This window comes from Klebsiella sp. M5al, assembly GCF_002090195.1.
In the GTDB taxonomy this organism is placed as follows: Bacteria; Pseudomonadota; Gammaproteobacteria; order Enterobacterales; family Enterobacteriaceae; genus Klebsiella; species Klebsiella grimontii.
Map to the genome: position 1 here is coordinate 1,319,457 of NZ_CP020657.1, position 20,057 is coordinate 1,339,513.

Annotated in this window: 20 protein-coding genes; 16 read left to right on the forward strand and 4 right to left on the reverse strand. The window is 57.6% G+C overall.

Features of this window, described 5'->3' with window-relative positions; genetic code table 11:
- Positions 1-19: 19 nt before the first annotated feature.
- Both BWI76_RS06275 and BWI76_RS06280 read left to right on the forward strand, forming a co-directional pair.
- Positions 20-2,671, forward strand: coding sequence for a DUF2339 domain-containing protein (locus BWI76_RS06275; RefSeq protein WP_082237543.1), 2,652 nt, complete (start codon positions 20-22; stop codon positions 2,669-2,671).
- Complete coding sequence (locus BWI76_RS06280) at positions 2,668-4,062, forward strand: DUF3999 domain-containing protein (RefSeq protein ID WP_004133962.1); 1,395 nt, start codon at positions 2,668-2,670, stop codon at positions 4,060-4,062. The genes BWI76_RS06275 and BWI76_RS06280 overlap by 4 nt, the downstream gene beginning before the upstream one ends.
- Positions 4,063-4,109: 47 nt before the next feature.
- On the opposite strand, the gene BWI76_RS06285 is transcribed toward BWI76_RS06280, so the two are convergent.
- Positions 4,110-4,712, reverse strand: coding sequence for a peroxiredoxin (locus BWI76_RS06285; RefSeq protein ID WP_004099418.1), 603 nt, complete (start codon positions 4,710-4,712; stop codon positions 4,110-4,112).
- 170 nt (positions 4,713-4,882) lie between these two features.
- Positions 4,883-5,464, reverse strand: a complete 582-nt coding sequence (gene acpH, locus BWI76_RS06290; protein ID WP_049088787.1) for an ACP phosphodiesterase — start codon at positions 5,462-5,464, stop codon at positions 4,883-4,885.
- A gap of 91 nt (positions 5,465-5,555) precedes the next feature.
- Here acpH and queA point away from each other — a divergent pair, with 91 nt between their 5' ends.
- The 8 genes from queA (at position 5,556) to BWI76_RS06330 (ending at position 13,806) form a co-directional block, all read left to right on the forward strand.
- Complete coding sequence (gene queA / locus BWI76_RS06295) at positions 5,556-6,626, forward strand: tRNA preQ1(34) S-adenosylmethionine ribosyltransferase-isomerase QueA (RefSeq protein ID WP_024359064.1); 1,071 nt, start codon at positions 5,556-5,558, stop codon at positions 6,624-6,626.
- Positions 6,627-6,679: 53 nt separating this feature from the next.
- The gene (gene tgt, locus BWI76_RS06300; RefSeq protein WP_004129667.1) at positions 6,680-7,807 is read left to right on the forward strand and encodes a tRNA guanosine(34) transglycosylase Tgt; all 1,128 of its coding nucleotides are present in this window, start codon (positions 6,680-6,682) and stop codon (positions 7,805-7,807) included.
- Between the two features lie 22 nt (positions 7,808-7,829).
- Positions 7,830-8,162 (forward strand): preprotein translocase subunit YajC, encoded by a 333-nt coding sequence (gene yajC, locus BWI76_RS06305; protein ID WP_004133958.1) that lies wholly within the window; start codon positions 7,830-7,832, stop codon positions 8,160-8,162.
- 27 nt (positions 8,163-8,189) lie between these two features.
- Complete coding sequence (gene secD / locus BWI76_RS06310; RefSeq protein ID WP_004133955.1) at positions 8,190-10,037, forward strand: protein translocase subunit SecD; 1,848 nt, start codon at positions 8,190-8,192, stop codon at positions 10,035-10,037.
- Positions 10,038-10,047: 10 nt separating this feature from the next.
- The gene (gene secF / locus BWI76_RS06315) at positions 10,048-11,019 is read left to right on the forward strand and encodes a protein translocase subunit SecF (protein ID WP_004133953.1); all 972 of its coding nucleotides are present in this window, start codon (positions 10,048-10,050) and stop codon (positions 11,017-11,019) included.
- A 115-nt stretch (positions 11,020-11,134) separates the two neighbouring features.
- On the forward strand, positions 11,135-12,526 hold the full coding sequence (locus BWI76_RS06320) for a M24 family metallopeptidase (RefSeq protein WP_024359061.1): 1,392 nt from the start codon (positions 11,135-11,137) through the stop codon (positions 12,524-12,526).
- Between the two features lie 64 nt (positions 12,527-12,590).
- Positions 12,591-12,968, forward strand: coding sequence for a VOC family protein (locus BWI76_RS06325; protein WP_004133949.1), 378 nt, complete (start codon positions 12,591-12,593; stop codon positions 12,966-12,968).
- A 148-nt stretch (positions 12,969-13,116) separates the two neighbouring features.
- Positions 13,117-13,806, forward strand: coding sequence for a helix-turn-helix transcriptional regulator (locus BWI76_RS06330; protein WP_004129678.1), 690 nt, complete (start codon positions 13,117-13,119; stop codon positions 13,804-13,806).
- Positions 13,807-13,851: 45 nt separating this feature from the next.
- Here BWI76_RS06330 and BWI76_RS06335 read toward each other — a convergent pair whose 3' ends face one another.
- Positions 13,852-14,736, reverse strand: a complete 885-nt coding sequence (locus BWI76_RS06335) for a nucleoside-specific channel-forming protein Tsx (protein WP_004133935.1) — start codon at positions 14,734-14,736, stop codon at positions 13,852-13,854.
- 295 nt (positions 14,737-15,031) lie between these two features.
- A complete protein-coding gene (locus tag BWI76_RS06340; protein ID WP_024359060.1) occupies positions 15,032-15,574 on the reverse strand; it encodes a DUF3251 domain-containing protein in 543 nt (180 codons plus the stop codon).
- Positions 15,575-15,721: 147 nt separating this feature from the next.
- Here BWI76_RS06340 and nrdR point away from each other — a divergent pair, with 147 nt between their 5' ends.
- The 6 genes from nrdR to pgpA all read left to right on the forward strand — a co-directional run bounded on the left by nrdR (position 15,722) and on the right by pgpA (position 19,828).
- Positions 15,722-16,171, forward strand: coding sequence for a transcriptional regulator NrdR (nrdR, locus tag BWI76_RS06345; RefSeq protein ID WP_004099449.1), 450 nt, complete (start codon positions 15,722-15,724; stop codon positions 16,169-16,171).
- Positions 16,172-16,175: 4 nt separating this feature from the next.
- Entirely contained in the window at positions 16,176-17,279 is a 1,104-nt protein-coding gene (gene ribD / locus BWI76_RS06350) for a bifunctional diaminohydroxyphosphoribosylaminopyrimidine deaminase/5-amino-6-(5-phosphoribosylamino)uracil reductase RibD (protein ID WP_004133931.1), read from the forward strand.
- 93 nt (positions 17,280-17,372) lie between these two features.
- Positions 17,373-17,843 carry a 6,7-dimethyl-8-ribityllumazine synthase gene (ribE, locus tag BWI76_RS06355; protein ID WP_004129690.1) on the forward strand — a complete coding sequence of 157 codons (471 nt, stop codon included), beginning with the start codon at positions 17,373-17,375 and terminating at the stop codon, positions 17,841-17,843.
- 19 nt (positions 17,844-17,862) lie between these two features.
- Positions 17,863-18,282, forward strand: coding sequence for a transcription antitermination factor NusB (gene nusB, locus BWI76_RS06360; RefSeq protein WP_004099457.1), 420 nt, complete (start codon positions 17,863-17,865; stop codon positions 18,280-18,282).
- A 75-nt stretch (positions 18,283-18,357) separates the two neighbouring features.
- Positions 18,358-19,335 (forward strand): thiamine-phosphate kinase, encoded by a 978-nt coding sequence (thiL, locus tag BWI76_RS06365; protein WP_004133927.1) that lies wholly within the window; start codon positions 18,358-18,360, stop codon positions 19,333-19,335.
- Positions 19,322-19,828, forward strand: coding sequence for a phosphatidylglycerophosphatase A (gene pgpA, locus BWI76_RS06370; protein ID WP_004133926.1), 507 nt, complete (start codon positions 19,322-19,324; stop codon positions 19,826-19,828). The genes thiL and pgpA overlap by 14 nt, the downstream gene beginning before the upstream one ends.
- The last annotated feature ends 229 nt before the right edge of the window (positions 19,829-20,057 follow it).

The window sequence follows — 20,057 nt, forward strand, 5'->3', positions numbered from 1 at the left end:
AACGAGTGAAGGTGGGAACATGGACGATCTGCTGATCTTTGGCGGTGTTATTTTATTCTGCGGGCTGGTGGTTGCGCCGATCGTCGCGATTGTCGCCCTCAGGCGCAGCGCGGCGGTCCGTTTTGAGCTGGCGGCTTTGCGACGTCGGGTTGAGGAGCTTGAGCGACGCGGCGCCGAACAGGCGCCTGCGGCAGAGGCCACCGCCGTCGCGCCGACGACGCCAGCGGCCGCTATCGCGGCTGACGCGATGATGGCGGAGCCCAGTGAGCCTCGGCCGGAGCCGGAGGCTGAAGCCATCGATCCGTGGCGCGCGCAGCCAACGCCGCAGCCAGAGCCAACGGTAAAATCTGCCCCCGAAAGCGAACCGCCTTCCGCGTTTGGCGGAATAATATCGTCACTGGTAGCCTGGTTTATGCAGGGCAACCCGCTGGCGAAGCTCGGGATCCTGCTGCTGTTTCTTGGCCTCTCCTTTCTGCTGCGCTATACCGTGGAACACGCTCTGTTCCCCCTCGAATTACGTCTGGTCGCGGCGGCGCTGTTCGCGGTTGTCCTGCTGGCTGTCGGATGGCGATTGCGGCATAAGCAACCGGTGTACGCCCTGATCTTGCAGGGTGGGGCAACGGGCGCGCTCTATCTCACGGTTTTTGGCGCCTTTCGCCTGTGGCAGATGCTGCCGATGACCCTGGCGTTTGCGCTGCTGGTGGCGATCTGCGCGGCGAGCGTAGGACTGGCGATTGTGCAAAAAGCGCTCAGCCTGGCCATGCTGGCGAGCCTCGGCGGTTATCTTGCGCCGCTGCTGCTCTCTACCGGCGGCGGCAGCCATGTGGCGCTGTTCTCCTTCTATCTTCTGCTGTCGGTCGGCATTCTTGCTATCAGCATCCGCCAGCACTGGCGCGAGCTTAATCTGCTTGGTCTGCTGTTTACCTTTGGCATCGGCGGCCTGTGGGGGCTGAATGAGTATCGGCCAGCGTTTTACCTGAGCTGCCAGCTGTTTTTAATCGCCAATACGCTTATTTTTGGCGTATTGAGCGTGGCGCTGTCGCTGCGGGCGCAGGAAAAAGGTCGTCAGATTATTGACGGCGTGCTGCTGTTTGCGCCACCGCTGGTCGGCTTTGGTATGCAGTACGCCATTACCCGGCACATGGCATACGGGCCGGCGCTCAGCGCGCTGGGCTACGGCGGTTTCTATCTGGCCCTGGCCTGGCTGGCGCTGCGTCGCTACCCCTCTTTAGGGAAGCCGCTAGTGCTGGCGGCGCTGGCGCTCGGCGGTGCCTTTACCACGCTGGCCATCCCGCTGGCGCTGTCGGCTCGCTGGACCGCGATGGCCTGGTCGCTGGAAGGTCTTGGCATCCTCTGGCTGGGGGTGCAACAGCAGCAGCGACGCATGAGCTACAGCGGTACGGCGTTACTGGTACTGGCGGTTGGCAGCGCGCTATGGGCGCAGGCGAATGGCGCCACGCCGCTCTCTTTGCTGCTGATTTTCGCCGTACTCAGCCTGAGCTGGCTGACGGCCGCATGGCTGTGGCGAACCGTTCAGGTGCAGGGCAGTTGGGGGCTGCTTATCGGCGGCCTGTTGTTCTGGATGGTGGCGCTTGTCGGCGCATCGCAGCTGGCGTTGAGTAAAGACGCGCAGATTGTCTTTGGCGTGCTGGCGGCGCTGGCGGCATCGGTGTGGTGCTGGCGCGCGGCCGCCGCGCGTTTGGCCTGGCAAGAGCTGGATGCGAGCAAATGGCTGCTGTGGCCAATGATGCTGATGGTGCTGTTTTACCAGCTCTCCCAGCAGCAGATTTTCGCTGCTGGCTGGCAAAATCTGGCCTGGTGCGCGGCGCTACCCGCGGCGGCGGCCCTGCTCTGGCGTGATGGGCATTCACTGCCGCCACGCCTGAATAAGCTGGCCCACCTGTCGCTGTTGTGGATGATTTTGCTGGCGCTGGCAATGGAGCTGTTTTGGTTTACCCAGGATTTGCCGTGGGGCATGTCGGCCTGGGCGAGCGGATTAATGATGGCGGCGGGCGGGATGCTGATTTTCCTCGTCTCGGAAGCCGTTCATCGGCAAGTATGGCCATTCCGGGTATGGCCTGCGCTGTATGCTTCTCAGGCGATGATACCGGTGGCGGTGGCGCTGGGATGCCTGTTAATGCTGACGAATGTGCAGGATGGCACGGTCTACGGTCAGACCTATTTTCCGCTGATTAACCCGCTGGAAGAGGGCGCCGCTTTCGCGCTGCTTGGGCTGACGATATTTTATCGCGTTTCGCGGCGTTATTTTCCGCTGCAGCTATCGGTATGCCGTCCCTGGCCCATCGTTGCTCTGCTGGCGCTCGGCTTCTGGTGGCTGAATGGCCTGCTGCTGCGCGCCCTGGCCTGGTACGGCGAGGTGGCCTGGAGTATCACGCCGCTGTGGCATTCGCGTTTAATTCAGACCACTTTCGCTCTGGTCTGGACGCTGGTGGCGCTGACGGTCATGCTGCGCGCGACGCGGCGACTTTCCCGCCGCGAATGGCTATGCGGCGCGGCGTTGTTAGGCATTGTTATTGTGAAACTCATGCTGGTGGATAGCGCAGGCGGCGGCGGGCTGGCGCGGGCTGTTGCGTTTATCGGCGTGGCGATTTTGGTGTTGATCGTCGGGTATTTTTCCCCGTTGCCGCCCAAAGCAGGAGAAAAGAAATGAAATGGATGAAAGCGGTGTTATGCGGCGTGCTGTTGGGCGCGGCGGGGACGGCAGCCAGTAGCGATGAGGCGCGAGAACAGCCTCTGGACTACAGGCAGGGCCTGATGCTGGAAACCAGCGGCGCGTCGCCCTGGTACCGCGTTGAGCTGCCGCCGACGATATATCAGGGGACGGCCTGGCCTGATTTGCGCGATGTGCGGGTATTCAACCATCAGGGAGAGACCGTACCGTTCGCTCTTCAGGCGCAGAAGGTCCAGCCAGCGATGCCTGAGACGATGGCGCTACGTCTATTCCCTCTGCAGATGTCGCTGGTTCCGCCGCGGGAGGAGAGTCGTCGCGGCGTAGAGTCGCTGCTTCTGCGCTCAACCACGGGGATCGAAATTCGCCTGGAAACAGAGGATGTAAAGGCGCTCGGGCAGAGCTATTTACTGACGCTGCCGGTGGATAAGACGGACGCTTTCGCGCTGGCTCAACTGCGGCTGAACTGGGAATCGTTGGCGGCTAACTGGCAGGGGAAAGCGTCGCTGTATTCCAGCCGCGATTTGAAGTACTGGCATCCGGTTCAGGAGGATGCGCCCCTCATGGATCTGGCGCGCGATAACGATCGTTTGAAAATGGACACCATTAGCGCCAGCCTGACCCTCTCGGCGCAAGGTAATCGTTACCTGCTGCTGATCCTCGATGCGCAAAGCAAGGCGCCGGCGTTAAATAGCGTGACGGCCCTGGCGGAACGCAGAGAACCGGAGTCTACGCGCATTGAGCTTAATGCTCAGGCGCACAGGGTTTCAGATGAGGAGGCCGTTTGGCGCTGGGCCCGGCCTCAGCCGCTGACTTCGCTCAGAATATCGTTGGCAGGCGAAGGGGTTCTACCGGTCGAGCTCGCCTGGCGCAGCGGCGAAAATGAGCCCTGGCAGCCGCTGACGAAAACCGTGCTGTATCAGCTGGACGGCAAGCGTTCGGACGATATTCCTCTGTCAGGTCAACCGGTTGAAGCGGTTCGCATCAAGACGATTAATGCCCGCTTATCGGCGTCGCTGCCGGCGATAAGCGGGGCGCGCGATAAATACCAACTGGTCTTTAATACCCAGGGAAAAGGGCCCTATATGCTGGCCTGGGGAAACCGGGCGGCGCAAAAGGCGGATGTCGCCCTGGACATGCTGATCCCGCCGTCGCTGCGTAAGACGCAGGCGGTGAACGATCTCCCTCTGGCGGTCGCGCAAGAAGACGTCACGCTGGGCGGCGAAGCGCGGTTGACGGCGACGACGGCTACCGAGCAGCAGAGCAGCTGGAAAACGCTGCTGGTATGGGGAGCGCTGATATTTGGCGTCGTTGTGCTGGCGCTGATGGCGTGGCGCATCTGGCGTGAAGTGAAAAAAAGCGGCGGCGTATAAAACAAAAAAGGCTCGCGTCTGCGAGCCTTTTGCCGAACGTATGCCGATTACAGGCTGGAAACGTTCTCGGTCAGGTATTTAGCCACGCCTTCCGGAGAAGCGGCCATCCCTTCTTTTCCTTTTTCCCACTGCGCCGGGCAAACTTCGCCGTGCTCTTCGTGGAACTGCAGCGCGTCAACCATACGCAGCATTTCGTCGATGTTACGGCCCAGCGGCAGATCGTTAACCACCTGGTGGCGAACAACGCCGTTGGCGTCGATCAGGAAGGAACCGCGCAGGGCAACGCCTTCGTCCGGGTGCTCAATACCGTACGCTTTCTGAATTTCGCGTTTGATGTCAGCAACCATCGCGTATTTAACCGGGCCGATGCCGCCCTGGTCTACCGGGGTGTTACGCCATGCGTTGTGGACGAACTCGGAGTCAAAAGAAACGCCAACCACTTCTACGCCGCGTTTCTGGAATTCTTCGTAGCGCTTGTCAAAAGCGATCAGTTCAGATGGGCAAACGAAGGTGAAGTCCATCGGCCAGAAGAACAGAACGGTGGCTTTACCGCTGGTGTGCTGTTTGAAGTTGAATTTCTCAACGATTTCGCCGTTACCTAAAACAGCTGCCGCGGTGAAGTCCGGAGCCTGACGAGTAACCAGAACCATATGATTCTCCTGTTAATACTAAGGTTAATTGGAACGCAACGCGGGCAAGTATAGGGAGCGGCGCGGAGGAACTCAACGTGACGCTGACAATCGATGAGATAGGTTTTGTCTATCAATCGTTATTTAAAAGCGCTTTTCAGAATAGCGTTTTCTGAAAAAAGCGCAATCTTTTACAGTTCGCGTTTTTTCGCCTGCGCCATCATCTGCGGGTAGAAGCGCCAGAACTGCTCCTGTAGCCGATCGTAGTGGGTATCCAGATCCTGCCAGGAGTCGCGCAGGGCATCCAGCCGCGGGCGGCGGCTGGCCATCCCGTTCAGCACGCGCTGAATAAACTCCATGTCCCGGTAGCGTTCGAGCCAGCGCTCTGACCACAGGTATTCGTTGAGATTGACAAAACGCGGCGGAGAAGCGGGCAAAATAAATGTGACCTGGGTGTGGGCATAGCGGACAAACTCCGGCAGCGGCAGTTCGGGCGACAGCTGCGCCCAGTGGCGTGACAAGAAATGGTCCCACATCACGTCCAGGGTAATGGGCGCGACCCGGCGCGTTTCGGGGCGAAACCACCCTTTGGCTTCGGCGACTTCGGGCAAGTTATCCGTCAGGACATCGATCCGGCGGTGCATAAAGATGCCCTCCACAACGTCAGCCGGCCAGTCGCCGGCGGGGTCGCCGCGAACGAAATCGGCCAGCAAATTACCGGGCAGCGAACTGTCGGCGAGATGAGCAAGGTGCAGGTGTGCAAGAAAATTCATCGTTTAATCTTTGTCCTGAGGTGGTAACGGTTGCAGGGAGAACCTCCCGGCACTAGACTACCCGCCTCTTTATTAAGTCTGAGTTACCGTCATGCGCGTTGCCGATTTTTCCTTTGAATTACCCGAATCCCTGATTGCCCACTATCCCATGCCCGAGCGCAGCAGCTGCCGCTTGCTGTCATTAGACGGGCCGACGGGCGCGCTGACGCACGGTACTTTCACCGATTTACTCGACAAGCTCAACCCTGGCGATCTGCTGGTTTTTAATAATACCCGCGTGATCCCGGCCCGCCTGTTTGGCCGTAAAGCCAGCGGCGGCAAGATTGAGGTGCTGGTCGAGCGCATGCTGGATGATAAACGTATTCTGGCACATATTCGCGCCTCTAAAGCGCCGAAACCCGGCGCTGAGCTGCTGCTTGGCGACGATGAAAGCATTAAAGCGACCATGGTGGCACGCCACGACGCGCTGTTTGAAGTGGCGTTCGACGACGCGCGCAGCGTACTGGAGATTCTCAACGCTATCGGCCATATGCCGCTGCCGCCGTACATTGAGCGTCCGGACGAAGAGGCCGACCGCGAGCTGTACCAGACCGTGTATAGCGAAAAACCGGGCGCCGTGGCTGCGCCCACCGCTGGCCTGCACTTTGACGAGCCGCTGCTGGCGAAGCTGCGCGAAAAAGGCGTTGAGATGGCGTTTGTTACGCTGCACGTCGGAGCGGGGACCTTCCAGCCGGTGCGCGTAGACAGCATTGAAGACCACATTATGCACTCTGAATATGCGGAAGTGCCGCAGGAGGTGGTCGATGCGGTGCTGGCGGCAAAAGCGCGCGGTAGTCGGGTGATTGCGGTCGGTACGACCTCGGTGCGTTCGCTGGAAAGCGCGGCGCAGGCGGCGAAAAATGACCTGATTGAGCCTTTCTTCGGCGATACGCAGATTTTTATCTATCCAGGCTATCAGTACAAAGTCATTGATGCGCTGGTGACCAACTTCCATCTGCCTGAATCCACGCTGATTATGCTGGTTTCCGCGTTTGCCGGCTATCAGCACACCATGAACGCCTATAAGGCTGCGGTAGAACAAAAATATCGCTTTTTTAGCTACGGGGACGCGATGTTTATCACGTACAATCCGCAGGCTATTTTTGAACGTGTCGGGGAATAAGTCCGCGATGCGCGTGTTTAACGTCAGACTGTTTTTCTGACGCAGGAGTGATAATGAAATTTGAGTTAGATACCACCGATGGTCGCGCGCGTCGCGGCCGTCTTGTGTTTGAGCGCGGCGTCGTTGAAACGCCAGCGTTTATGCCGGTCGGCACCTACGGTACCGTAAAAGGAATGACGCCGGAGGAAGTTGAAGCGACCGGCGCGCAAATCATTCTCGGCAACACCTTCCACCTGTGGCTGCGTCCGGGCCAGGAGATCATGAAGCTGCACGGCGACCTGCACGACTTTATGCAGTGGAAAGGGCCGATCCTCACCGACTCCGGCGGCTTCCAGGTCTTCAGCCTCGGCGATATTCGCAAGATCACCGAGCAGGGCGTGCACTTCCGCAACCCGATCAACGGCGATCCGATTTTTCTCGATCCGGAAAAATCGATGGAGATTCAGTACGATCTCGGTTCCGATATCGTGATGATCTTCGACGAATGCACGCCATACCCGGCGGACTGGGATTACGCTAAGCGCTCGATGGAAATGTCCCTGCGCTGGGCGAAGCGCAGCCGCGACCGTTTTGACGGTCTGGGCAATAAAAATGCGCTGTTTGGCATTATTCAGGGCAGCGTTTACGAAGATTTACGTGATATCTCTGTTAAAGGTCTGGTAGAGATTGGCTTTGATGGCTACGCTGTCGGCGGTTTGGCTGTCGGCGAGCCGAAAGAAGATATGCATCGTATTCTGGAGCACGTCTGCCCGCAGATCCCGGCCGACAAGCCGCGATATCTGATGGGCGTCGGTAAGCCGGAAGATCTGGTCGAAGGGGTGCGCCGCGGGATCGATATGTTCGACTGCGTCATGCCGACGCGCAATGCGCGCAACGGCCACCTGTTCGTCACCGACGGCGTGGTGAAAATCCGCAACGCGAAGCACAAGAGCGATACTTCGCCGCTGGATGCAGAATGTGATTGCTACACCTGTCGCAACTATTCACGCGCTTACTTGCATCATCTGGACCGTTGCAACGAAATATTGGGCGCGCGCCTCAATACCATTCATAACCTGCGTTACTATCAGCGCTTAATGGCTGGTTTACGCAAGGCTATCGAAGAGGGTAAATTAGAGAGCTTCGTGACCGATTTTTACCAACGTCAGGGTCGAACCGTTCCACCTTTGAACGTTGACTAATTTTAATAATGAGGGAATTTCAATGAGCTTTTTTATTTCTGATGCGGTAGCAGCAACCGGTGGCGCGGCGCAGGGCAGCCCGATGTCTCTGATCCTGATGCTGGTGGTGTTTGGTCTGATTTTTTACTTCATGATCCTGCGTCCACAGCAGAAACGCACCAAGGAACATAAAAACCTGATGAGCTCCATTGCCAAAGGCGATGAAGTTCTGACCAACGGCGGCCTGGTAGGGCGCGTCACTAAAGTTGCGGAAAGCGGATATATCGCTATCGCGCTGAACGATACCACTGAAGTGGTTATCAAACGTGACTTCGTAGCTGCCGTTCTGCCGAAAGGCACCATGAAGGCGCTGTAATTACCCATTTTCCCTAAGGGAACTGCCGTGTTAAACCGTTATCCTTTGTGGAAGTACGTCATGCTGGTCGTCGTTATTGTCGTCGGCTTAGTGTATGCGCTTCCCAACCTGTATGGTGAGGATCCGGCCGTTCAAATCACTGGCGCGCGCGGCGTCGCCGCCAGTGAGCAAACGCTGATCCAGGTCCAGAAAACACTACAAGAAGAAAAAATTACCGCGAAGTCTGTGGCACTGGAAGAGGGCGCAATTCTTGCGCGCTTCGACACCACCGATATCCAGCTGCGCGCGCGCGAAGCGCTGATGGGCGTGCTGGGTGACAAATACGTCGTGGCGCTTAACCTTGCTCCGGCAACCCCGCGCTGGCTGGCGGCCCTTTACGCCGAGCCGATGAAGCTGGGTCTTGACCTGCGCGGCGGCGTGCACTTCCTGATGGAAGTCGACATGGACACCGCGCTGGGCAAACTGCAGGAACAAAATATCGACAGCCTGCGCAGCGAACTGCGTGATAAAGGCATTCCTTACACCACCGTGCGTAAAGAAGACAACTACGGTCTGAGCATCGCCTTCCGCGATAGCGCCGCGCGCGACCAGGCTATCTCCTACCTTAGCCCTCGCCACCGCGATCTGGTTATCTCCACTCAGGGCAGCACTGGCCTGAAAGCCGTGATGACCGACGACCGTCTGAAAGAAGCCCGCGAATATGCCGTTCAGCAGAACATTACTATCCTGCGTAACCGTGTAAACCAGCTGGGCGTTGCCGAACCTCTGGTTCAGCGCCAGGGCGCCGACCGTATTGTGGTTGAACTGCCGGGTATTCAGGATACCGCACGTGCGAAAGAGATTCTCGGCGCGACCGCGACGCTGGAGTTCCGTCTGGTTAACACCAACGTTGATAGCTCAGCAGCCGCTTCCGGCCGCGTACCGGGCGACTCTGAAGTGAAATTTACCCGCGAAGGCCAGCCGGTTGTGCTGTACAAGCGCGTTATCCTCACCGGCGATCACATCACCGACTCGACGTCGAGCATGGATGAGTACAACCAGGCGCAGGTTAACATCTCCCTTGATAGCGCTGGCGGCAACATCATGTCTAACTTCACCAAGGACAACATCGGCAAACCGATGGCGACCCTGTTCGTGGAGTACAAAGACAGCGGTAAGAAAGATGCCAACGGTCGTGCGATTCTGGCGAAAGAGGAAGAGGTGATTAACATCGCCAATATTCAGTCTCGTCTGGGTAACAGCTTCCGCATTACCGGTATCAGCAACGCAACCGAAGCGCGTCAGCTCTCTCTGCTGCTGCGCGCAGGCGCGCTGATTGCGCCGATTCAGATTGTTGAAGAACGGACTATCGGTCCAACCCTCGGGATGCAGAACATTAAGCAGGGCCTGGAAGCGTGTCTGGCCGGACTGGTGGTCTCAATTCTGTTTATGATCTTCTTCTACAAGAAGTTCGGCCTGATTGCGACCTCGGCGCTGGTGGCGAACCTGGTGCTGATCGTCGGCATTATGTCCCTGATTCCGGGGGCGACGCTGACTATGCCGGGGATTGCGGGGATCGTCTTAACCCTTGCGGTGGCGGTCGATGCGAACGTTCTGATTAACGAACGTATTAAAGAAGAGCTGAGCAACGGGCGTTCCGTGCAGCAGGCGATTGACGAAGGTTATCGCGGCGCGTTCAGCTCCATCTTTGATGCCAACATTACGACGCTTATCAAAGTCATTATCCTGTACGCGGTCGGTACCGGTGCCATTAAAGGGTTTGCGATTACCACCGGTATTGGTATTGCGACCTCAATGTTTACCGCTATCGTCGGCACCCGTGCCATCGTGAACCTGCTGTACGGCGGCAAGCGCGTTAAAAAGCTGTCTATCTGAGGAGTGCGTTGTGGCACAGGAATATACTGTTGAACAATTGAACCACGGCCGTAAAGTCTGGGACTTTATGCGCTGGGACTACTGGGCCTTCGGCATTTCAGGTTTTTTGCTGATTCTGTCCATTATTATTATTGGCGTGCGCGGGTTTAACTGGGGTCTGGATTTCACCGGCGGTACGGTGATTGAGATTACCCTCGAAAAACCTGTCGATATGGACCAGGTGCGCCAGTCGCTGCAGAAGGCGGGCTTTGAAGAGCCGCAGCTGCAAAACTTCGGCAGCAGCCGCGACATCATGGTGCGTATGCCGCCGGTGCATGACGCCAACGGCAGCCAGGAGCTGGGCAGTAAAGTCGTTAGCGTCATTAACGAATCGACCAGCCAGAACGCCACGGTCAAGCGTATTGAGTTTGTCGGGCCGAGCGTCGGCGCCGATCTTGCGCAAACCGGTGCGCTGGCGCTGATCGCCGCGCTGGTATGTATCCTGATCTACGTCGGTTTCCGCTTTGAGTGGCGCCTGGCGGCTGGGGTGGTTATCGCGCTGGCGCACGACGTGGTGATCACCATGGGCGTGCTGTCGTTACTGCATATCGAGATTGACCTGACCATCGTGGCCTCGTTGATGTCGGTTATCGGCTACTCGCTGAACGACAGTATCGTGGTATCTGACCGTATTCGTGAAAACTTCCGTAAGATTCGCCGCGGTACGCCGTACGAAATCTTTAACGTGTCGTTGACGCAGACGCTGCACCGTACCTTGATCACCTCCGGGACAACCTTGATGGTTATCCTGATGCTGTATCTCTTCGGCGGTCCGATTCTGGCTGGCTTCTCGCTGACTATGCTGATCGGCGTCTCCATCGGTACGGCTTCTTCTATCTACGTCGCGTCCGCGCTGGCGCTGAAGCTGGGCATGAAGCGCGAGCACATGCTGCAGCAGAAAGTCGAGAAAGAAGGGGCGGATCAGCCGTCAATTCTGCCGTAAGGCAATGGCGTGTTGATAAACGAATCCCGGTCGCAAGGCCGGGATTTTTTTATTACAGCCGTTCGGATTTTGGTTACTCTCCGGTATTAGCACTCAATGACATGGAGAAATGCCGATGGCTGTCGTAACGCTTTCCACCGTTCCTCACCCCCCACTCTGGCGTGATGTGCCCTCCGTCACCCTTGACGACGAGACGCTGCGGTTGCGCAAGGCCAAAGTGCTGGCGAATATGCTTCAGCGCGGCTTAGACACGCTTATCGTCTATGCCGATAAAGAGCATGGCGGCAATTTTGAGTATCTCACCGGCTTTATTCCCCGCTTCGAAGAGGCGCTGCTGGTGCTGCATCGGGACGGCGAGGCGGCGCTGGTGCTGGGCAACGAGAATCTCAAACTCGCAGGCTATGCCCGGCTGGAAAATCGGGTTATTCACGCTCCGTGGTTTTCACTGCCTAATCAGCCGATGGATACCCGCAAAACCCTGGCTCAGCTGCTCCAGGAGGCCGGCGTTGCGGCGGAAAAAAGTATCGGCCTGGCGGGCTGGAAGCTCTTTACCGGCGCGGCGGATAACCGCTCGCAGATGTTCGATCTGCCGGCATTTATCGTTGACGCTCTTCGCCAGGCCGCCGGGCCGCAGGCGAAATTAAGCAATGCCACCGGTATTTTTATCGACCCGGCAGAGGGGGCGCGAATCACTAATAATGCCAATGAGCTGGCGCACTATGAGTACGGCGCTAATCTGGCTTCCACCGCGATTTTGACCGCGCTTAACGCCATTGCGCCGGGTAAAACGGAAAAGCAAATCGGCGCGCTGCTGGCGGCGGAAGGGCAGCCTAATAGCGTGGTGATGATTGCCGCCACCGGCGATCGCTTTGCCAATGCAGGGCTTTATCCGGGCGATAAGGTCATTCAGCGCGGAGATAAATTCTCGCTGACCACCAGCTTTAAAGGCGGCCTGAGCAGCCGCGCCGCTTACGTGGTGGCCGATGAGCGCGAGCTGGCGCCGGAAGTCGCCGATTATCTTGAGGTGGTGGCGAAGCCCTATTTTAAGGCGGTGGTTAACTGGCTGGAAAATCTGCGCATCGGCATGCGCGGTGGCGATATGTATGCGCTGATAGAACAGGTGTTGCCGAAGGCGGAATATCACTGGCACCTCAATCCCGGGCATCTGGTCGCGGATGAGGAGTGGCTCTGCTCGCCCATCGGCCCCCATTCCGCCGCCTGCCTGCAAAGCGGGATGATACTGCAGATCGACATCATTCCTTCCCGCTCCGGCTACGGCGGCGCAAGCATTGAAGATACCGTGGCGCTTGCCGATGGCCCTCTGCGCCAGGCGCTGGCGCAGCGCTACCCTCAGCTCTGGCAGCGTATCGTCGCCCGACGCTTGTACATCGGCGAGCAGCTTGGCATTGTGCTTCCTGAAGAGGTGCTGCCGTTTTCCAGTACCGTGGGGTATCTGCGCCCGTGGCTGCTGAGTCCCGAGCGCGCGCTGGTGTGCGCACCCTACTGACACAATGCTGTCAGTAGGCCTGTCATACACTCCTCCTGAACCCAAACAATGGACAGGAGGATGTATGAACAATGTCATTAACTGGTTTGAGATCCCGGTTGTGGAGATGGATCGTGCCGTGGCGTTTTACGAGCTGGTGATGCAGGTGACGCTGCGTCGGGAAAAAATGGATTGCATCGAGATGGCCGTTTTCCCGTATGAGGACCCGGCTCCCGGCGGCGCGCTGGCAAAGCTCGACGGGGTTAAGCCTTCCGATCAGGGATGTATTATCTATCTGCATACTGACAATCTGGCGGCCGCGCTCGAACGCGTGAACTCGGCGGGCGGAAGCTGCGTTTTTGGCCCGCTTGAGCTGACGGACGATATCGGCACGATTGCCCTGTTTATCGATAGCGAGGGTAACCGGATTGGTCTGCATCAACCTAAGAACCTGACCCATTAATGCTATTTTGCTTGCCATTTGAACCCGGGCAGCGCTCGCAATCCTCACGTACTACGTGTACGCTCCGGTTGCTGTGCGCTATCCGGGTCCAGACTGACTCCGCCAATGACGCATACTGGGACAGGCCCTGACAAATGAGATAACCGAAATGAGCCGACGCGCCGACCGCCTTTTTCAAATCGTTCAGATCCTGCGCGGAAGGCGATTAACTACCGCCGGACTGCTGGCCGAGCGGCTCGGCGTATCGGAGCGCACGATTTACCGCGATATTCGCGACCTTTCGCTCTCCGGCGTCCCGGTTGAGGGGGAGGCCGGAAGCGGCTACCGGCTGCTGGCGGGCTATGACCTACCGCCGCTGATGCTGACAACCCAGGAATCGGAAGCGCTGGTGGCCGCTATTCGGCTCCTGCAAACCTGGGGCGGCGCGTCGCTATCCCTGGCGCTGGAATCGGCGCAGGAAAAAGTGCTGGCTATTTTGCCTGCCGAGAGCCGGCGCAAGGCGGAGCAGTCGCGGCTGTTTGCTCCCGACTTTGGCGCTCAGGGCTATAGCAAAGATCAGTTTGATTTAGTGCATCGGGCAGTCTCCGCCCAGCAGGCGCTGGCGCTGCACTATCGCGATGAAGCGGGGAAGGTGTCGCAGCGTGAAGTGCTGCCGCTGGGGCTTTTTTTCTGGGGCGAGCGCTGGCTGCTGGTGACCTGGTGCGAGCTGCGGGAAGATTATCGCTGTTTTCGCCTCGACCGCTGCCTGGAAATATCCGCCACCGGGCGTCATTTTAGCGAACGAGCCGATCGCTCATTGAGTGATTTTTTACGTAAGGTGAGATGCGAGGAGCGTTAGCTTTTTTACTTTCCCCGGCTGTTCGCCGGGGAAAATCGATGCCGATTAGAAGTTGTAACCGACCACGAAGTAACCACCCCAGCCGGTCGCGCGAACGTTAAAGTCGCCGTCGCCGAAGTTCAGCTTCGCATCGTCAGCCCACTGGCCGCCGTTGTGGAAATAACGCGCCACGACGGAGTAGTGCCAGTGATCGTAGTTCAGCGCCAGGATATGGCTGGAAGCAATGGAGTTGCTGGTGCGTGAATGCTTACCGTTCAAATCATAAGAGTTGTCATCGCCCAGATCGGAGCCCCAGTCAAAGTTGGTGAAGCCGATATAGCTCAGTGAACCGCCCCACAGGTCGGTCAGCGGCACAAAGTATTTTACTTTGAAGCGGTAGCCGTCCCACTCGTTCTCGTTAGACGCGCCATAGTTTTGCCACTGGTATTTCGCATAGACGTTCAGCGACAGGCTCATTGGCAGCCCGGTATCGATATCGGTACCCAGACCCATATACCAGGTGCTCTGACGACCGGACTTGTTGCGGCCCATGTCGTAGATGTAGTTGTTGGCGAAATACCACTCTTTGAACGGGCCGAAGCTGAGGTCGGTACCGGTCAGTTTGTCGATAGAGAAGCGCGGCTCAATTTCCATAAACAGCGGCGAACCGTGGTTCCAGATACCTTTCGCGTTGGTGTTACCGCCGAAGAAGACCGGCGCATCCATATAGCCATAGAAATCAAACCAGTCTTTCTTGGCGAACGCTTCATATTCCAGATAAGTATCGTTACGGATCTGCGGCCCAAAACGAGTGTGGTAGCTACCCACCACGTTCACACTCTGGTGCCACCAATCAGACAGATATTGCGGTTTGTCGTTTTCTGCCGCGCTGGCAGAGAAAGATGCGGACAGCGCCAGAGCTGCGCCGGCTGCCAGTAATGTTTTTTTCATAATGATGCCACTGTTTAAATTAAGCCTGAAGGCGTTAAAAGAAGCGCCGAAGCGTTTCTAAATATTTCGTATTTCTGTGGCGTCTATTATAGGAATCATTGCTCACAAAAATATGTGTTGTTTCACATAACGAACATTAACGTAATCGATTGCGTTCACGATTTTATGCATTTCTTGACGGAATGCCACCGAAATTCATAAATCCTGTCAATTTTTAGTGAACTGAATGGAAAATCTGTAAGTGGATTGGCGCGAGGGGGGAAGCCGGATGTCCGCGACACCCGGCTGAGGGGAGTTACGGCAGGTTTGCGGGCTGGATATCGTGGATGCGGACAAAGCCAACCTGCTCGGGCGTTACGCCATTCAGGCGCAGCGGAATATCGACGTCGCTCGGCGCCAGAACGCTTGCCGGGGCGCTAATTAGCTGATTTTGGACGTTAACTTCCTGATAGCTCTCGGTGGTGCCGCTGATTTGCCCCGAGGCCACCGTCGCGCTAAAGGCCGGCAGCGGATCGTTTGATTCACCCTGGATGCGCAGCGTCAGGCGGGTACCGTCGCCATCCGCAGTGATATTGAGCAGAGACATGCGCAGGGTACCGATCTGGCTTTTCAGGCGGGCCGGCGTTTTCGCCGCCGGCAGCAGGTAAACCCCGCTGCTCGATTTTGCATTCAGCACGTTTTGCTGGGTGATTTTGACCGTCTGCTGATTGAGCTGGGTCATCTCTTTGCTCAGCGTGCTCACGCTCTGGTTCATCTGGCGGATTTCGCTTTGCTGCGCGCAGGCGCTGAGGGTGAAAATGCTACCCACAATGGCCAGTTTTAAATAACGTCTTGTCATAGTTGGGATTCCGTTAACAGAGGATGCTTAATGGTAGATCGTTCGGATAATCGCACTATAGATCCTTTGTCTCAAAAGCTCTTTCTTTGTTGTCGGGTCACTTCGCGGTAAACTACCCGTTAGTTTAACTACATGTCAGGACGCGCTATGCATTGCCCTTTCTGTTTCGCCGTAGATACCAAAGTTATCGACTCTCGTCTGGTGGGCGAGGGCTCTTCCGTGCGTCGTCGTCGTCAGTGTCTGGTTTGTAATGAACGTTTTACGACGTTTGAAGTGGCGGAACTGGTGATGCCGCGGGTCGTAAAAAGCAACGACGTGCGCGAGCCTTTTAATGAGGACAAACTGCGCAGCGGAATGCTGAAAGCGCTGGAGAAGCGTCCGGTTAGCTCGGACGACGTCGAGATGGCGCTTAACCACATAAAAACCCATCTGCGTGGGACCGGCGAGCGCGAAGTGCCGAGCAAAATGATCGGCAACCTGGTGATGGAGCAGCTGAAAAAGCTCGATAAAGTCGCCTACATCCGCTTTGCTTCCGTTTACCGCAGCTTCGAAGATATCAAAGAGTTTGGCGAAGAGATCGCCCGCTTACAGGACTGAGCCCATGCAGGACGAATTGTACATGGCGCGAGCGCTGAAGCTGGCGGCGCGCGGACGCTTCACCACTCACCCCAATCCGAATGTCGGCTGCGTGATCGTTAAAGATGGCGAGATCGTCGGCGAAGGTTTTCACTATCGCGCCGGTGAACCGCACGCGGAAGTGCACGCGCTGCGCATGGCGGGCGAAAAAGCGCAAGGCGCGACGGCGTACGTCACGCTGGAACCCTGTAGCCATCACGGTCGCACGCCGCCGTGCTGCGAAGCGCTGATTGCCGCGGGGGTGAGCCGCGTGGTCGCGGCGATGCAGGACCCGAACCCGCAGGTCGCGGGGCGCGGTTTGTACCGTTTGCAGCAGGAAGGGGTCGACGTCAGCCATGGGCTGATGATGAACGAAGCCGAAGCGCTGAATAAAGGCTTTCTTAAGCGGATGCGCACCGGCTTTCCCTGGATCCAGTTAAAAATGGGCGCATCGCTGGATGGGCGTACGGCGATGGCCAGCGGGGAGAGCCAGTGGATCACCTCGCCGCAGGCGCGGCGCGATGTGCAGCGCCTGCGCGCGCAAAGCCACGCCATCCTGACCAGCAGCGCGACGGTGCTAGCGGATGACCCGGCGTTAACCGTACGCTGGGACGGGCTCAACGCCGACACCCAGGCGCTGTACCCGCAGGAAAACCTGCGTCAGCCTTTACGCATCGTTATCGATAGTCGGAATCGCGTCACGCCGCAGCATCGTATCGTGGAGCAGGCGGGTGAAACGCTATTTGCCCGTACCCGTGAAGATGAACGCCAGTGGCCGGAGAACGTACGCACGCTGCTGGTGCCGGAGCATAATGGTCGCCTCGATCTGGTGGTACTGATGATGCTGCTGGGCAAACAGCAAATTAATTCGATTTGGGTGGAAGCAGGCTCCACCCTTGCCGGCGCGCTGCTGGAGGCCGGGCTGGTGGACGAGCTTATCGTTTATATTGCGCCTAAACTGTTAGGCAGCGATGCGCGCGGATTATGTGTACTGCCGGGGCTTGAGAAACTTGAGCAAGCCCCCCATTTTAAATTCAATGAGATACGTCATGTAGGCCCGGATATTTGCCTGCATTTAGTGAACGCTTGATTTCCCCGGACAAAAGGGAAAGCAGTGCGCCGATTATTATGATAGAATCCGCCCCCCTTGCGGGGCCAAATGAACTGAACCCGAAGGAAGAGTATGAACATTATTGAAGCTAACGTTGCTACCCCGGACGCTCGCGTCGCCATCACCATTGCGCGTTTCAACAACTTTATCAACGACAGCCTGCTGGATGGCGCGATTGACGCCCTGAAGCGTATTGGCCAGGTCAAAGATGAAAACATTACCGTTGTTTGGGTTCCCGGCGCGTATGAGCTGCCGCTGGCGGCTGACGCACTGGCGAAAACCGGTAAGTATGACGCGGTGATCGCGCTGGGTACCGTTATCCGTGGCGGCACTGCGCACTTTGAATATGTGGCTGGCGGTGCAAGCAATGGCCTGGCGCACGTCGCTCAGGACAGCGGAATCCCGGTAGCCTTCGGTGTTCTGACCACAGAAAGTATTGAGCAAGCCATCGAACGCGCTGGCACCAAAGCCGGTAACAAAGGCGCTGAAGCAGCGCTGACCGCGCTGGAAATGATTAACGTATTGAAAGCCATCAAGGCCTGATTTTTGTAAGGGGAATTCCGTGAAACCTGCTGCTCGTCGCCGCGCCCGTGAGTGTGCTGTCCAGGCGCTTTACTCCTGGCAGTTGTCCAAAAACGACATCGCTGATGTCGAATACCAGTTCCTGGCGGAACAGGATGTGAAAGATGTAGACGTTCTGTATTTCCGCGAACTGCTGTCCGGAGTGGCGACTAACAGCGCGTATCTCGACGGCCTGATGAAGCCGTATCTTTCTCGTCTGCTGGACGAGCTGGGTCAGGTGGAAAAAGCGGTGCTGCGTATCGCACTGTTTGAGCTGTCAAAGCGTAGCGATGTCCCGTACAAAGTTGCGATTAACGAAGCCATCGAACTGGCGAAAACCTTTGGCGCTGAAGATAGCCATAAGTTTGTCAACGGCGTGCTGGACAAAGCTGCCCCGGTAATTCGTCCTAACAAAAAGTAAACTCCAGGGCCGGTTTTTGTAGAGTCTCACTCTTGCAAACCGGCCTTATTCTTTTCTTTTTCTGAGGCATAACGTATGGCATGCGGCGAATTTTCCCTGATTGCCCGTTATTTTGATCGCGTAAAAAGCGCTCGTCTTGATGTTGAAACCGGCATTGGCGACGACTGCGCGCTCCTGAACATCCCCGAGAAAAAAACGCTGGCAATCAGCACCGACACCCTGGTGGCGGGAAACCATTTTTTACCCGATATCGACCCTGCAGACCTCGCCTATAAAGCGCTGGCGGTCAACCTGAGCGACCTGGCGGCAATGGGCGCTGAACCGGCGTGGTTAACCCTGGCCCTGACCCTGCCGGAAGCAGACGAAGCCTGGCTTGAAGCCTTTAGCGACAGCCTGTTCGTGCAGCTCAACTATTATGATATGCAACTCATTGGCGGCGATACCACGCGCGGACCGCTGTCGATGACGCTGGGTATCCATGGCTTTGTGCCGACGGGACGCGGTCTGAAGCGTTCCGGGGCGAAGCCGGGAGACTGGATTTACGTCACCGGCACGCCCGGAGACAGCGCCGCGGGTCTGGCGATTTTGCAGGATCGGCTGCACGTTCAAGATAACGCCGACGCGGATTATCTCCTGGCGCGCCATCTGCGTCCGCTGCCGCGGGTTCTACAGGGGCAGGCGCTGCGCGATTTGGCGAACTCCGCCATCGATCTCTCCGACGGCCTGATTTCCGACCTCGGGCATATTCTTAACGCCAGCGGCTGCGGCGCGCGCGTCGATCTCGATGCGATGCCGTTCTCGGATGCGATGCTGCGCCAGGTTGAGACGGAACAGGCGCTGCGCTGGGCGCTCTCCGGCGGTGAGGATTATGAGCTGTGCTTTACCGTGCCTGAACTCAATCGCGGGGCGCTGGACGTGGCCCTTGCCAATCTCGGCGCGCGCTTTACCTGTATTGGACAGATACTTCCGCAATCGGAAGGTCTGCAGTTCATGCGCGAAGGTAAGCCCGTTACGTTCGATTTTAAGGGATACGATCATTTTGGCGCGGAGTAGAGATGTGGCGAAAAGCCGCCTGAAGATGAGCAACCCCTGGCATCTGCTGGCAACGGGATTCGGCAGCGGTCTTAGCCCGGTGGTTCCCGGCACCATGGGATCGCTGGCGTCGATCCCCTTCTGGTATCTGCTCACCTTACTCCCCTGGCAGCTCTATTCGCTGGCGGTGATGATGAGCATCTGCATTGGCGTCTATATTTGCCACCGTACGGCGAAAGATATGGGCACCCACGATCACGGCAGCATCGTCTGGGATGAGTTCGTGGGGATGTGGATTACCCTGATGGCTTTACCGACGATGGACTGGCAGTGGGTCGCCGCCGGCTTTGTGATTTTCCGTCTCTTTGATATGTGGAAGCCGTGGCCTATCCGCTGGTTCGACCGCAATATTCACGGCGGGATGGGGATCATGGTCGACGATATTGTCGCCGGGGTGATTTCCGCTGGGGTGCTGTATGTGATTGGCCACCACTGGCCGATTGGACTTTTCTAAATAAAATCCGGCCCGCCCCTGGGAAATCGAGCAGGCAGGCGTTTCCCGGAGGCGGTGCTGGCGCACCTGTCCGGGCTACCGGCCCGCAGGCGTGGGTGAGTCAGTAGCCCGGGCAGACGCTTTGCGTCGCCCCCGGGAGCAGAGTGGCACCATTCCCGGAGACGGCGCTGGCGCACCTTTCCGGGCTACCGGCCCGCAGGCGTGGGTGAACCCGTCGTCCGCAGAGGTT